Consider the following 14,586-nt stretch of genomic DNA (forward strand, 5'->3'; position numbering starts at 1 on the left):
GCCTCGGAGACGTCATGGCCTACTACCGCCAGGTGGGGGAGATCCCCCGAAAGCGCCACACCCAGTTCCGCAAACCGGACGGTGGCCTCTACGCGGAAGAGCTGATGGGAGTCGAGGGGTTCTCGGCCGATTCGGCCCTGCTCTACCACCGCCACCTGCCGACGGCGATCGTGAACGCGGAGACGGTGAAGGACGAGCGCGGGACGGTCGCGCCGAACCTCCCGTTGAAGCCGCGGCACTTCAAGACGCAGGACCTGACCTGGGCTTCTGACGAGGTCGACGCGGTCACCGGACGCCGCAAGCTGTTCGGGAATCCGGACGTGACCATCGGTTTTGTCGTCGCCTCGGTGCCGTCGCCGTTGTACCGCAACGCTTTCGGCGACGAGCTGCTGTACGTGCAGCACGGCTCCGGTGTGATCGAGACGATCTACGGAGCGTTGACGGTCGGCGATGGCGACTACGTCGTGATTCCGACCTCGTGCACCTACCGGGTCGTGCCGTCGTCCCCGATGTCGTTGCTGGTGCTGGAGGCGACGGGGCACATCGGGCCGCCCAAGCGGTACCTGTCGAAGGCCGGCCAGTTCCTGGAGCACTCGCCGTACTGCGAGCGCGACATCCGGGGTCCCGAGGAGCCGTTGCTCGTCGACGGGACCGATGTCGACGTTCTGGTCCGGCACCGTGCGGGGCTGACCCGGTTCACCTACGCGAACCACCCGTTCGACGTCGTCGGCTGGGACGGGCACCTGTACCCGTGGGCGTTCAACATCCGCGACTTCGAGCCGATCACCGGCCGAGTGCACCAGCCGCCGCCCGTGCACCAGACGTTCGAGGGCCCGAACTTCGTCGTGTGCTCGTTCTGCCCGCGCAAGGTGGACTACCACCCGCTGGCCGTGCCGGTGCCGTACAACCACGCGAACGTCGACTCGGACGAGCTGATGTTCTACGTGGGCGGCAACTACGAGGCGCGCAAGGGCTCCGGCATCGGCATCGGCTCGATGTCGCTGCACCCCTCCGGCTGCACGCACGGCCCGCAGCCCGGTGCCGTCGAGGCTTCGCTGGGCGTGGACTACTTCGACGAGACCGCGGTCATGGTCGACACCTTCCGCCCGCTGGAGATGGGCGAGGCGGCGGAGGCCTGTGAAGACCCGGCATACGCGTGGACGTGGGCCCGTCGCGGTCCGGCCTGATTTTCTGTCGGGGGTCCTCGCTAGTTTGGTTCCGTGAGGACACGAGCCGTTCCGATGCGCTGGCAGGGCCTGGGCAAGGCCCTGCCGGTGCTGTGGGGCCTCTACACGGGTTCGGGCAGCATGCCGTACCGCGTGTGCGTCGACCTGGCCGCAGGCTCCGCCAAGTGCACGTGCCCGTCCCGCAAGTTCCCCTGCAAGCACGCCGTGAGCCTGCAGGAACTCGACATCCCGGACGCCCTCCCGCCCGACTGGGTCGAGGAGTGGACTCAGCGCCGCGCGGCTCGTGAGCTGGACTCCTCACCAGAAGCCGTGGCCCGCCGCGTCCGAGCGCGCGAGAAAACGGCCGCCAACCGCGCCGCCGCCATGTCCTCCGGCATCGAGGGCCTGCGCGACTGGCTGCTCGACGTGGCGTCGGCAGGCGTGGCGTCCCTGCCGGGCCGTCCCGCCTCCTGGTGGCAGGCCTTCATCGCCCGCATGATCGACGCCCAGGTCCCCGGTGTGGCCGCCGCGGTGGCCGAGATCCAGGAGATCGTCGCCCGCTCCGGCCCGCGCTGGACCTCCGACGTGGCCGACCGCCTGGGCGGCCTGCACCTGCTGTGCTTCGTGCAACCACGCTCCCGCCTGGGCGTGACGGTCCCGGAAGAGACCGTCCGCGCCACCCCGGGCGTCTCCGACCGCTGGGTGGCCCTGCTGCGCCTGGAAACCGACGACGGCCGGGTCCGCACCGTCCGCCAGTGGTGCTGGGGCCGCCAAACCAGCCGCTGGGTCGTGGCCATCCGCCACTCGGCCGTAGGCGCCCCCGTACCGCTGCTGCCCCACGGTCTGGAGTCCTCGGCCGAGGTCCACCCCTATCCGGGCTCGGACCGCGTGGCCCTGGGCGACCTGGCCGGCTCCCGCGCACCGGACCCGGTCCCGGCCCCGTCGTCCTGGCGCACGTCGCTGGCGTCGCTGGAACCGATGCTGATGGCCGACCCGTGGCAACGCCTGTTCCCACTGGGCTGCGCCTCGGTCCGCCTGTGCGGCACCTCCCTGGTGGACGCGTCCGGGCACGGCCTGCCCGTCCGCGACGACAGCGGCCTGGACATGGCTCTGGCGCTGAGCGGCGGCGAACCCTTCGACGCCTGGGGGCTGTGGGACGGGCACGCACTCCGCGTCGGCGCCATCGCGCTGGACGGCACCCTGGAGGTGGTGGCGTGAAGGCCGAGTGGTCCAAGACCGTCCAAGACCTCCTCATCGGCACCACCCGAGGCGGTGGCTCCCCGACCGAGCTGCTCTCCGACTGCGCCGCCCTGGGCGTGGCCGCGTTCGGCGCCACGCTCCCGCAGGAGGTCGCCGCCGACCCGCTGCCCCCGGCCCCGCCGGAACCCGCACACCTGCCCCGCCCCGCGGCCAGAGCCGTCCTCGAAGCGATCATGAGCGTCGACGACGAGGTCCTGCTCACCGAGTGGTGTGCCCTGGCCAAGGCCAACGGCGTCGTGGCCGAGCACCGCATGCTTCCGGCCCTGCTGGCCATGGGTACCGCCCGGCCAGGTCTCCGGGCAGCCGTCGTCGAGGTCCTCGGCACGAGAGGCCGCTGGCTCGCCGGCACGCGCCCCGGCTGGGCGTGGGCGAGCGGTGCCAGTCCGCTCACCGAGGAAGTTCCCCTCGACGAGATCCTCGACCTCCCCAGCGCCCAACGGGTCCGCGCACTCCGCCGCAAGCGCAAGGCCGACCCCGAAGCCGTCGGCGCCTTCATCAAGGCGGAGTTCGAGGCCTCCCGCCGGTCCGCCGACCGCCAGGTCCTGATCAGCGCGCTCGAGACCGGCCTGGGCCCGGCAGACGAAGAGCTGCTGGAAGAAGCCCTCGACGACCGCGCCGCCGCCGTTCACGACGAGGCCCTTCGCCTCCTCCGCAAGCTGCCGGCCTCAGCCCTGGCGACGAGGGCGGCCGACCGCCTCGGTCAGGGGTTGTGGCTGACGGACGACGGGTTCGACGTCCAGACCGACGAGCTGTGGACCGCGCAGCCCGACCTCGCCGAGCAGCGCGACCTCATGCGTGACGGGTCCGAGAAGGGCGTGGCCGGTCGCATCCGGGCCGCGGCCGCCAGCGTGTCGCCGGGGTACTGGATCGCTCGTCTGGAGACCACCGACGCCAAGGCCGCCGACGTCCTGCGGCGAGGGCCGTGGGCCGGGGCGCTTCTGAGGGGCATCGCCGACCAGCTGGCCGCCGCCACCGATCCACGTCCCTGGGCCGCGGCCGCCGCCGAGACGCTGACCGGCATGGAGCAGCTCGAGATGCTGGCGGCGTTGCCGGCGAGCGTGGCGGAGCAGGCGGTCGTCGCCGTCTCGGTCAACTGGCACTACGACCTCCTCGACCACGCGTGCGCGCAGCTCCCGGCACCGTGGTCGCCGGAGACCACCCGCGCCTTGCTGCACCGCTACGCCGCCCTGCCCGACCCGCGCTGGCGTGCGGGGCGTCCGCCGGCGGTGTTGCTGGCGCGTGGTGACGCGGATCTGCTCGGGGCCAACTGGGAGGGGCTGACCCGGCGGTGGCCGGAGAACTCCCTCGAACTCGAAGTCCTGCGGCTCCGCATCCGCCTGCGCGAGTCCTTCGCCCCACCGGCCGACGACTCCCCACCGGCCGACGACTCCCCGCCGGCCGACGACTCCCCACCGGCCGACGACTCTCAGTGACCCACCACACTTCGAGGTACCCGAACCCAGGAGGCCCACTGTGACCGCCGTGCTCAGGCCGACGGCCGAACAGCAGTACGCCGCCGAGCTGGAGGCCGTCGCGGCCCAGGACGACCGGCAGCGGCCGCCCAACTGGCGGCTGTCTCCGCGGGCCGTGGTCACCTACGTGCTGGGCGGGACTCTTCCGGACGGCACCGTGATCAGCCCGAAGTACGTGGGCGCGCGGCGTCTGGTCGAGGTCGCGGTCGGCACGCTGGTCACCGACCGGGCGTTGTTGCTCGTGGGTGTGCCGGGTACCGCCAAGTCGTGGCTGTCCGAGCACCTCGCGGCGGCGATCAGCGGCGATTCGACGCTCGTGGTCCAGGGCACCGCGGGCACGAGCGAGGACCAGGTCCGGTACGGCTGGAACTACGCCAGGCTCATCGCCGAGGGTCCGAGCGAGAACGCGGTCGTGCCCAGCCCGGTCATGAAGGGCATGCAGAGCGGCGCCGTCGTCCGGGTCGAGGAGCTGACCCGCATGCCGTCCGAGGTGCAGGACTCGTTCATCACGATCCTGAGCGAGAAGTCGCTGCCGATCCCGGAGCTGAACACGCAGGTCCAGGCCGTGCCGGGCTTCACGGTCATCGCCACGGCCAACGACCGCGACCGCGGCGTGAACCAGATGTCGTCGGCACTCGCGCGGCGCTTCAACACCGTGGTGCTGCCGCCGCCCGCGACCGAGGACGCCGAGGTCGAGATCGTCATCACCCGAGCCCAGCAGCTCGGCAAGGCGCTCCAGCTGCCCGCCGAACCGCCCGCGCTGGACGAGGTGCGCCGGGTCGTGCGGATCTTCCGGGAGCTGCGCAACGGTTCCACCGTGGACGGTCGCACGCAGCTGAAGAAGCCGAGCGGCAGCCTGTCCACGGCCGAGGCGATCTCGGTCATCGCGAACGGCATGGCACTGGCTGGCCACTTCGGCGACGGCACGCTCGGTGCGGACGAGCTGGCGAGCGGGCTCATCGGGTCCGTCATCAAGGACCGGGTGTCGGACGCGACCGTGTGGCAGGAGTACGTGGAGACGGTGCTGAAGGAGCGTGCCGAGTGGCGCGACCTCTACCGCGCCTGCCTGGACGTCAGCGGTGACTGAGCCCGACGCCGGGCCGGTCCTCCTCGGCATCCGGCACCACGGCCCCGGCTCGGCCCGGATGGTCAAGCGGGCGCTCGAGCAAACCCGGCCGGCGCTCATCCTGATCGAGGGACCACCGGAAGCCGATGCGCTCCTCGAACACGTCCACGCCCTCACGCCGCCGGTCGCGATCCTGCTGCACGACGAAGCAGATCCTGAGAACGCCGCGTTCTGGCCGTTCGCGGAGTTCTCCCCGGAGTGGCAAGCACTTCGCTACGCCGACGAGAACGGCGTCCAGGCGCGTTTCTTCGACCTGCCGGCGGCCGCGTCGATCGGCGACGACGGCCCGAGCGGCAACGTCGACCCCATCGGCCTGCTCGCCGAGGCCGCGGGCTTCGACGATCCCGAACGCTGGTGGGAAGACGTCGTCGAACACAGCGCGAGCGATCCGATCGACCTCGCGAACGCCATCGCCGAGGCCATGGTCGCCGTCCGCAAGGAGTTCGAGGACGAAGTAGGCGAACGCACGCTCAGGCGAGAAGCGTTCATGCGTCAGACGATCCGCAAGGCGCGCAAGGAAACCGACGGCCCGATCGTCGTCGTCTGCGGTGCGTGGCACGTCCCGGCACTGCTCACCAAACCAACGGTCACTTCGGACACCGCACTGCTGAAAGGCATGCGCCGCCGCAGGATCTCCGGCACGTGGGTGCCGTGGAGCCACGGCCAGCTCGCCGCCGAATCGGGCTACGGCGCCGGTGTCGATTCCCCTGGCTGGTACGCGCACCTCTGGCAGCACCAGGACGACGTGGTCCCGCGCTGGTTCGCGAAAGCCGCCGCCGTCCTGCGCGCGGAAGACCTCCCCGCCTCGACGGCCAGCGCGGTGGAAGCCGTCCGGCTCGCGGAAACCCTTGCCGCACTGAGGGAACGCCCGTCAGCAGGCCTGAGCGAGGTCAGCGAAGCAGCGCTGGCCGTTCTCTGCGGCGGCGACGAGGTGCCGCTCCAGCTCGTGCACCGCAAACTCGTCGTGGGCGAACGCCTCGGCGAGGTCGGCGAAGCCGTGCCGCGCTCCCCGCTGGCCGCGGATCTCCAACGCCTGCAACGAAAACTCCGTCTCGCCGCGGACGTCCAGCCCAAGCAGCTGAAGCTGGACCTCCGCAAGGACACCGACCGCGAACGCTCGAAACTCCTGCAACGACTGGAAGTTCTCGGCGTCCCGTGGGGCAAGCCGGACCGTTCCAACTCCCTCGGCACCTTCGCCGAGGTCTGGCAACTGCGCTGGGACCCGATCTTCGCGGTGTCCGTGGCGGTCGCGGCCCGCCACGGCACCACCGTCCACACGGCCGCCGAGAACGTCCTCACGCAAGCCGCCCAGGACGCCACCCGAGTCGCCGACGCCGCGGCCACCCTGAGCAAGTCCGTCGGCTGCGAACTCCCGGCGGCCGTGAACGAGGCCCGCAACGCACTCGACCGGTGCGCGGCGATGGCCACCGACGCCCTCGAACTGCTGGCCGCCCTGCCGGACCTGGCCAGAACGGTCCGCTACGGCTCGGTCCGCGGCACCGACCCGGAACTGCTGCGCGTGGCCCTGCACGGCCTCCTCACCCGAGGCGCCGTCGGCCTCCCGCTCGCCTGCCGCAACGTCGACGACGAGACCGCCGAACACGCGATGAGCGTGGTCGACGGTGCCCACGAGGCCACTCGCCTGGCCGCCGACGAGGACCACCAGAAGACCTGGTGGCGAGCCCTGCACGCGCTCGTCAAAGCGGAAGCCCACGGCCTCCCCACCGGCAGAGCCACCCGCCTGCTCTGGGAAGCGGGGGAGCTGACCAGCGACGACGTGGCCGCCCGGCTGCACCGCTCCGTCGCCACGGCGTTCGTGGCCGGCTTCCTCAGAGGCTCTGCCACCCTCCTGGCCGCCGACCCGAGGCTGTTCGGCCTCATCGACGAGTGGCTGTCGGGTCTGCGCGGCGCCGCGTTCGACGACGCCCTGCCCCTGCTCCGCCGCGCCATCACCGACTTCACGCCCGCCGAGCGGCGCCTGCTCGGCGAACGCGTCGTCGCGGGCGAGACCCCTCAACCTACCTCCGACGACGAGTGGGACCTGGAGATCGCGGAACGTCTCGCCGCCCACGTCCGGAGCCTGCTGGCCTGAGTTTGGCGATCATCGAATCCGCCAATCCCAGAGCCGTGACCGCACCGGACGAAACACACCTCACCGCGCCCGACGAAAGCCGCCTCGACGAGTCCCAGGAACTCATCGACGAGGCCAAGAAGTTCGCCCACGACCTGCGCGAAGAGGTTCCGGACACCGCGCCGGAACCTCCGGAAGAGGGCTCGCCGTCGAACTAGTGGTGCGACCCGCCACACCACTAGACCGACCAGGGCGGCGTGATCGTCTGCCCGTCTGCCAGCGTGCCCTTGATCCCCACCGACGTAGCGACGAGGACCCGCGCGGGCCCGCCCGTCAGCGACAGCTCGGTGTTCGGCGGCACCACGATCGCGTCACCCACCCCGGCCGTCTGCCCCTGGATCGTCACCGACCCTGACAGCACGTAGAACACCTCCTCCTTCGAAGCGGAGTGCGGCGTCCCATCGCCTCCTTCCGGCACGTCGACGGTCCACAGCAGGACCTCGGTGCTGCCGCGCGACGGCACGGCCAGCGGCCGGAACTCGAACCCACCGAACTCGAACAGTTCCGCGGAATCCCCCGTGACCAGCAAAACAACCTCCAAGGTAGTCAACCAAGTTGTCCAACCATAGAATAAGGTCAACCAGGTTGTCTACTAGGAGTTGTGCAATGGAACCGGTGCCGATGCTGCTGGCGATGACGTACCGCGCCATGGGCGACCAGTTCCACGACCGCCTCAGGCAGATCGGCCTGGAACCGCTGCGGCCGGCCCACGGCTACGTCTTCCGGTTCCTCAAGGCCAGGCGCGCCACGACCGTCGACATCGGACAGCACCTGGGCGTCACCAAGCAGGCGGCGGCGAAGATCGTCAACGAGCTCGACGAGTGGGGCTACGTGTTGCGCGAACCGCACCCGACGGACAAGCGGGCGCAGTACGTCACGCTGACCACGAAGGGCCGCGACTACCTGAAGTTCGCGGACAACCTGTGGTCGGACCTGGAACAGGAGATGGCCGAGGCGATCGGGGAGGACACGCTCGCCACCATCAAGACCGGCCTCGCCGCGTACCTGCAGCACGTCCACGGCGAGGACCAGCCGGGTCTGCGCCCGGTCTGGTAGCCGCTAGAACACCTGCCACAACGCCACCAGCGCGAGTCCGGCGAAGATCACCCCGGCCACCCGCTGAATCCAGTGCGTCGGCAACCGCCCGGCGAGCTTCCGCCCCACCAGCACCGCCAGCCCGGCCACCACGACCAACGCGAGCCAGGCCCCGAGCCCGACCGCGATCGGCGCCCCGTACCGAGCGGTGATCCCGGCGGTCGCGAGCTGCGAGGCGTCACCCCACTCGGCCGCGAACAGCACGCCGAACGACGTCAAAGCCGCCCGCCAGAACGGCACGGCAGCGCGTGTCCCGCCCTCGTCGGCGGAGTCCTCGTCCCGCGAGAACCCCTCCTTCAAGAGCATGAACGCACCCACGCCGAAAAGCAGTGCGACGACGCCTGCCACCACACGGTCCGGGAGCAGGGTGATGGCCGACCCGAACGCGGCAGCCACCACGCTCTGCACGGCAAAGGCCAGCACGACGCCCGTGAACACCGGCCAGGCGCGGTAGCGCGTGGTCAGCACCAGGGTCGCGACCATGGTCTTGTCGGGGAGCTCGACGAGGAACACCACCGCGAAGGCGGTGATGAACGCGAGCATTGAAGTGGCCACGAGGTCCTCCACGTCCGAATACGAACCCGGACGGAGGCGCAACAGACCCCGACCGGGCGTGCTGCAACCCGGCCGGAGGTCTCGTTCGCCCGACAGACTCATCGGGTGTGGGACCGGATCCACTCGAAGGCGGATCAGTATGTCGATCTCCACGCCACCGGCTGACAACTCCGGTGGGAACTACTCCCCTCTGGCGAATCCATCGTAACCGACGCATGTCACCCGAAAGGCGTGACTTCGCGCACGGGACCTTGGTCCCGGCCAGGGACGGGACCGTCGTACCTGATGGGCGCCATGATCCAGACCTAGTCTCGGAGACGTGGACGTACTCGAACTCGCGCGGTGGCAGTTCGGCATCACCACCGTCTATCACTTCCTGATGGTGCCGCTGACGATCGGCCTTTCGCTGCTCGTCGCGGCGATGCAGACCGCGTGGGTGCGCACCGGCAACGAGCGCTACTACAAGATGACGAAGTTCTGGGGGAAGCTCCTCCTGATCAACTTCGCCATGGGTGTCGTGACGGGCATCGTGCAGGAGTTCCAGTTCGGCATGGCCTGGAGCGCCTACTCGCGGTTCGTCGGTGACGTGTTCGGCGCGCCGCTCGCGATGGAGGGGATCGTCGCGTTCTTCGTCGAGTCGACGTTCCTCGGACTGTGGATCTTCGGCTGGGACAAGCTGCCGAAGAAGGTCCACCTCGCCTGCGCCTGGGCGTTCAGCCTCGCGACGATGGCCAGCGCGTACTTCATCCTCGCCGCCAACTCGTGGATGCAGCACCCGGTTGGCATCGAGTTGCACGAGGGCCGTCCGCGCCTCACCTCGATCTGGGCCGTGCTGAGCAACAACACGGTGCTCGCCGCCTTCCCGCACACCATCGCCGGTGCGTTCGCGGTGGCCGGTGCGTTCCTCGTGGGCATCGCCGCCTGGCACCTCTACCGCAAGTCGGAGGAGGAACGCGTCTGGCGCAGCTCGCTCAAGCTCGGCACCTGGGTCGGTGTGGTCGCGTTCAGCGCGCTGGCGATCACCGGTGACTGGCAGGGCAAGCTGATGTTCGAGCAGCAGCCGATGAAGATGGCCGCCGCGGAAGCCTTGTGCCACACCGAACAGCCCGCGAGCTTCAGCATCTTCGCGGTCGGCGACGTCACCAGGCCCGACTGCGAGAACGTCAAGAGCATCACGGTGCCCGCGCTGCTGAGCTTCTTGGCGCACAACGACTTCAGCAGCGAGGTCAAGGGCATCCAGGACCTGGTCCCGATGTACCAGGAGAAGTACGGGGAGTTCTACCCGGTCGACGAACGGCTCGGCGAGCTCAGCGGCAAGCCGATCGACTACGTGCCCGCGCTTCCCGTGACCTACTGGGGCTTCCGGTTGATGATCGGGTTCGGTGGCATCTCGGCCGGCCTCGGTGTCTTCATGCTCTGGCTGACCCGCAGGAACCGGACGCCCACCGGATGGTGGTTCCCGGTTCTCGGCCTCGCCGGCATCGCGACTCCCTTCCTGGCCAACAGCTTCGGCTGGATCTTCACCGAGATGGGGCGGCAGCCGTTCGTGGTCGTGCCGAACCCGTCCGGTGTGGACGGTGTCTGGATGTTCACCGCGCAGGCGGTCTCGAACAGCACTCCAGGCGAGATCCTGACCTCGCTCATCGCGCTCACCGCGGTCTACAGCGTGCTGGCGGTCGTGGAGTTCTACCTGATCCGCAAGTACGTCAGAGGCGGGATACCCGGCGTACTGCCCCAGAAGACCGACGACGGCGCCCTGGCGTTCGCGTACTAGGGGAGAGGCGACGTGGAAACGCTCTGGTTCGTACTGATCGCCGTGCTGTGGCTCGGCTACCTGTTCCTCGAAGGTTTCGACTTCGGCGTCGGCATGCTGCTGCCCGTTCTGGGCCGCGACAACGCCGAACGCCGGGTCATGATCAACACCATCGGGCCGGTCTGGGACGGCAACGAGGTGTGGCTCATCGTCGCGATCGGTGCCACGTTCGCGGCCTTCCCCGGCTGGTATGCGGCGCTGTTGAGCGCCGCGTACCTGCCGCTGACTCTGTTCCTCATCGCCTTGATCGGGCGCGGGGTCGCGTTCGACTACCGCGGCAAGGTCGACAACCCGCGCTGGCGCAGGGCGTGGGACTTCACGATCGTCGCCGGCTCGTGGATCGCCACGCTCTGCGTCGGCCTGCTGATCTCGACGACGGTGCTGGGGCTGCCGATCGACGCGAACGGTGACCGCGTGGGCTCGGCCTTCGCGGCGATCCGGCTCGACACGATCGTCGGCGCGCTTGCCTTCGCGGGCTACGCGCTGGTGCACGGCGCGGTGTTCACCGCGTTGAAGACCGAGGGCGAGATCCGCGAACGGGCCCGTCGCGTCGCGCTCATGCTGGCGCCGGTGGCACTTCTGCCGCTGGTCGCGTTGCTCGCGATCGTCGCCGGGCTCTGGGCGGGCGTCGTCGTGCTGGTGCTCGCCGCCGCGATGTGGCGGCTGCTCGCGAACCGCGACGGTCAGTCGTTCGCGCTGATGGGCCTCGCGATCGCGGCCAGCGTCGCGATCCTGTTCGGCTCGCTCTACCCGAACGTCCTGCCGTCGACGCTGAACGACGCGTGGTCGCTCACGGTCGCCAACACCGCGTCGAGCCCGTACACGCTGCAGGTGATCACCTGGGTCGCCGGGTTCGGCACGCCCGCGGTGCTCGTCTATCAAGGCTGGACCTACTGGGTGTTCCGCAAGCGCATCGGCGTGCGGCACATCCCGGTGCACTGACATGAGAGGTCCGCTGGGAGCACTGCCCCAGCTCTCGAAGAACGCCAGGCGCGCCCTCGTCGGGGTGGGCGCGCTGGCGTTCCTCAACGCACTGGCGCTCGTCGCCCAGGCCGTCGCACTGGCGTCGGTGATCACGACCCGCGAAGGCCTTCCGCTGCTCGCCGTGGCGATCCTGGCGCGCGCAGGTCTCTCGTGGGCGACGGAAAGCGCTGCCGCCCGTGCCGCCGCCGGTGCCAAGGAGGAGCTGCGCACCCAGCTGCTGGCCAAGTCGTTCGAACGCGGTCCCGGCTGGATCGCCGACCGCGGCACCGCCGAGCTGTCGGTGCTCGCGACCAAGGGCCTCGACGCGCTCGACGCCTACTTCACCCGCTACCTGCCCGCGCTGGTCACCGCGGTGATCGTGCCGCCGCTGGCCGGTGCGTGGATCCTCTTCACGGACTGGCCGTCGGCGGTCCTGATCGCGATCACGGTGCCGCTGATCCCGGTCTTCGCGGCGTTGATCGGCTGGTACACCGAGAAGCGCGTGCAGAAGGCCGCCGACGTCACCGAACTCCTGTCGGCCCAGCTCCTCGAACTCCTCCGGGCGCTTCCGGTGCTGACCGTCTTCGGACGCGCCAAGCAGCAGGCCACGGCGGTGAAACAGATCGGTGAGCAGCACCGCAAGGCCACGATGGGCACGCTCAAGATCGCATTCCTGTCGGCGCTGGTGCTGGAGATCGCGGCGTCGCTGTCGGTCGCGTTGATCGCGGTCGGCGTCGGTGTCCGGCTCGTGCACGGCGACATGACGTTGATGACCGCGCTGGTCGTGCTGATCCTGGCGCCCGAGTGCTACCTGCCGCTGCGCGCCGCCGGAGCCGCTCACCACGCCAGCGAGGACGGCCTGGAGTCCGTCCGCCGAGTAGCCGACGTCGTTGCCGGGTCGCACGCGGGGCCCCCGCGTGCGCTCCAATCGCACGAAAGCTCCCCGCGTGCACTCAGCGGGCGGGTTCGTGTTGCGGATTTGAGGGTGTTGCGGCGGGGTGGGTTTGCGCCGGACGGGGTCAGCTTTGAGGTGAGGCCCGGCGAGATCTACCGGCTGGAGGGGGCCAGCGGGGCGGGGAAGTCGACGACCTTCCAGGTGTTGCTCGGGTTCCTGGAGGCGACGGACGGAACGGTCGAGGTTGAGGGCGACATCGCCTACGTGCCGCAGAAGCCCGCGTTCGCCGCCGCCACCCCGCGTGCCGAACTGGAGCTCACGGTGCCGGGCGCGGACGACATCGAGCAGGTCGCGCACGAGGTCGTGGCCTCGCACCTCCTCGATCGCCAGATCACCGACCTCTCGACCGGCGAACGCCAACGCGTCGCAGTCGCGCGCGCCCTGCTGAGGGTTCGCCACGGCGCGACGGTGCTGTTGCTCGACGAACCGACCGCGCACCTCGACCCGGTGACAAGTCGCAAAGTCGACAAAGCGATCAAGAGAGCTAGCGCTACGGCTGCTGTCGTCCTCGCCTCGCACCGCGAGAAGGAGGCGACGGAGGAGGAGACCTTCGCCAGGGTCGTCACCGACGAGACGCAGCAGGAACGTCCGAAGCGTCTGCCGATCCCGTGGAAGGGTGCGGGGCTGGGCGTGCTGGCGGCCGTGGCGGGCATCGCGCTCACCGCGCTGGCCGCCCACCTGATCGCCCGCGCCGCCGAGATGCCGCCGATCCTGACGCTGTCGGTGCTGGTCGTGGGCGTGCGGACGTTCGCGCTGAGCAAGGGCGTGCTGCGGTACGTCGAACGGCTGGTGACGCATCACGAGGCGTTCAAGCTCGCGACCAACCTCCGCGTCGAGCTGTGGTTGCGGCTTGTGCGGACCCAACGCCGTGACGGACTCCAACGGCTCGTCGAGGACACCGACACTGTTCGCGATCTGGTGCCGCGCGTGCTGGTGCCGCCGGTCGTGGCGATCGGGGCGGGCATCGCGACCACGATCCTGTTCGCGTTCATCGACCCTGCCGCCGCTCTCACGCTCGGCGGCCTGCTCCTAGCGGCGGGCCTCGCCGCACCGGCCGTCGCGGTCTGGACCGAGCGCCGGGCCAGCACGAAGCTCGCCAGGGGCCGTCGCAAGGTCGCCGGCGACACGATCAACGCACTCGTCGCGGCACCGGATCTTCTCGCGCACGACGCCCACCACCGCCTGCTGGCCCAGCTGCACGCCGAAGACGTCGAACTTGCCGGGGAGACCCGCAAGCAAGCGTTTGGCACGGGCGCGGCCACGGCGATCGTCCTGCTCGCGACCGGTGTGGCGGCCCTCGTCTGCGCCACGACCGGCAATCCGGTGCTCGGCCTGGTCCCGCTCGCGCTGGCCGAACCGCTGGCCGCGTTGCCGCTCGCGGCTCAGCAGCGCAGGGCACTCCGGGAGGCCAGCGCGCGGCTCCAGTTCGACGCTCCGGAACGCCCGGAGCAGCCGCGCGGCAAGCGGATCCGGCTGGAGAACGTGGACGTGCGCTGGCCCGGCGCGACCGAGCCGACGCTGCGAGACCTCCACCTCAACATCGAGCCCGGCACGCATGTGGCGATCGTCGGACCGTCCGGCAGCGGCAAGTCGACGCTGTTCGCGCTGCTCCTGGGCTTTCTCCAGCCGGAGCGGGGGATCGTCGAACTGCCGCGGGCCACCTGGTGCCCGCAGGAGCCGATGCTGGTCAGCACGACCGTGAGGGAGAACCTGCGGATGTCGGGTGCGCACGACGACGAACAGCTGCGGGAGGCGTTGCGAAACGCTTGTCTGCCGGAGTGGGTGGACCGGCTCGACACGGTGATCCGGCCTGATCAGGTGTCGGGAGGTGAGGCGCAACGGCTCGCGCTCGCCAGGGCGTTGCTGCACGACGCCGACGTGGTGCTGCTCGACGAACCCACCGCGCACCTGGACGAGCCGACCGCCCGCACGCTGCTGGACCAGCTCAGGCGCGACGGCAGGACGATCTTGCACATCACGCACCGCCCGGACGAGGCGGCGAGGGCGGACCTGGTGCTGGACCTCGGCACGCCCGCATACCGTTGAGGAC

At 70.1% G+C, this 14,586-nt stretch carries 12 protein-coding genes; 10 read left to right on the forward strand and 2 right to left on the reverse strand.

The annotated features are described in order from the left end of the window. Positions 1–14 precede the first annotated feature (14 nt). The 6 genes from SK803_RS18490 to SK803_RS18515 are packed head-to-tail and all read left to right on the forward strand — an operon-like array spanning position 15 to position 7,313. Positions 15–1,187 carry a homogentisate 1,2-dioxygenase gene (locus SK803_RS18490; protein WP_319967256.1) on the forward strand — a complete coding sequence of 391 codons (1,173 nt, stop codon included), beginning with the start codon at positions 15–17 and terminating at the stop codon, positions 1,185–1,187. Between the two features lie 33 nt (positions 1,188–1,220). Continuing rightward, a complete protein-coding gene (locus SK803_RS18495) occupies positions 1,221–2,384 on the forward strand; it encodes an SWIM zinc finger family protein (RefSeq protein WP_319967257.1) in 1,164 nt (387 codons plus the stop codon). Next, the gene (locus tag SK803_RS18500; protein ID WP_319967258.1) at positions 2,381–3,859 is read left to right on the forward strand and encodes a DUF5691 domain-containing protein; all 1,479 of its coding nucleotides are present in this window, start codon (positions 2,381–2,383) and stop codon (positions 3,857–3,859) included. Before SK803_RS18495 ends, SK803_RS18500 begins: the two co-directional genes overlap by 4 nt. Before the next feature lie 40 nt (positions 3,860–3,899). Next, positions 3,900–4,985, forward strand: coding sequence for an ATP-binding protein (locus SK803_RS18505; protein ID WP_319967259.1), 1,086 nt, complete (start codon positions 3,900–3,902; stop codon positions 4,983–4,985). Beyond that, positions 4,978–7,116: a DUF5682 family protein gene (locus SK803_RS18510; RefSeq protein ID WP_319967260.1), complete on the forward strand. Its 2,139-nt coding sequence runs from the start codon at positions 4,978–4,980 to the stop codon at positions 7,114–7,116. Before SK803_RS18505 ends, SK803_RS18510 begins: the two co-directional genes overlap by 8 nt. A 35-nt stretch (positions 7,117–7,151) precedes the next feature. Beyond that, the gene (locus SK803_RS18515; protein ID WP_319967261.1) at positions 7,152–7,313 is read left to right on the forward strand and encodes a hypothetical protein; all 162 of its coding nucleotides are present in this window, start codon (positions 7,152–7,154) and stop codon (positions 7,311–7,313) included. A gap of 20 nt (positions 7,314–7,333) precedes the next feature. Here the strand turns inward: SK803_RS18515 and SK803_RS18520 are convergent, their stop codons facing one another. Beyond that, complete coding sequence (locus tag SK803_RS18520; RefSeq protein WP_319967262.1) at positions 7,334–7,705, reverse strand: cupin domain-containing protein; 372 nt, start codon at positions 7,703–7,705, stop codon at positions 7,334–7,336. A gap of 56 nt (positions 7,706–7,761) precedes the next feature. Here SK803_RS18520 and SK803_RS18525 point away from each other — a divergent pair, with 56 nt between their 5' ends. Next, positions 7,762–8,211, forward strand: coding sequence for a MarR family winged helix-turn-helix transcriptional regulator (locus tag SK803_RS18525; protein ID WP_319967263.1), 450 nt, complete (start codon positions 7,762–7,764; stop codon positions 8,209–8,211). A gap of 3 nt (positions 8,212–8,214) precedes the next feature. Here the strand turns inward: SK803_RS18525 and SK803_RS18530 are convergent, their stop codons facing one another. Then, positions 8,215–8,793, reverse strand: coding sequence for a TMEM165/GDT1 family protein (locus SK803_RS18530; protein WP_319967376.1), 579 nt, complete (start codon positions 8,791–8,793; stop codon positions 8,215–8,217). Positions 8,794–9,124: 331 nt separating this feature from the next. On the opposite strand from SK803_RS18530, the gene SK803_RS18535 reads away from it, so the two are divergent. The 3 genes from SK803_RS18535 to cydD are packed head-to-tail and all read left to right on the forward strand — an operon-like array spanning position 9,125 to position 14,582. Then, positions 9,125–10,579 carry a cytochrome ubiquinol oxidase subunit I gene (locus tag SK803_RS18535; RefSeq protein WP_319967264.1) on the forward strand — a complete coding sequence of 485 codons (1,455 nt, stop codon included), beginning with the start codon at positions 9,125–9,127 and terminating at the stop codon, positions 10,577–10,579. A gap of 12 nt (positions 10,580–10,591) precedes the next feature. Beyond that, positions 10,592–11,560 (forward strand): cytochrome d ubiquinol oxidase subunit II, encoded by a 969-nt coding sequence (gene cydB, locus SK803_RS18540; RefSeq protein WP_319967265.1) that lies wholly within the window; start codon positions 10,592–10,594, stop codon positions 11,558–11,560. A gap of 1 nt (position 11,561) precedes the next feature. Next, positions 11,562–14,582: a thiol reductant ABC exporter subunit CydD gene (gene cydD / locus SK803_RS18545; RefSeq protein ID WP_319967266.1), complete on the forward strand. Its 3,021-nt coding sequence runs from the start codon at positions 11,562–11,564 to the stop codon at positions 14,580–14,582. The last annotated feature ends 4 nt before the right edge of the window (positions 14,583–14,586 follow it).

This window comes from Lentzea miocenica (assembly GCF_033949945.1).
Classification (GTDB): domain Bacteria; phylum Actinomycetota; class Actinomycetes; order Mycobacteriales; family Pseudonocardiaceae; genus Lentzea; species Lentzea miocenica.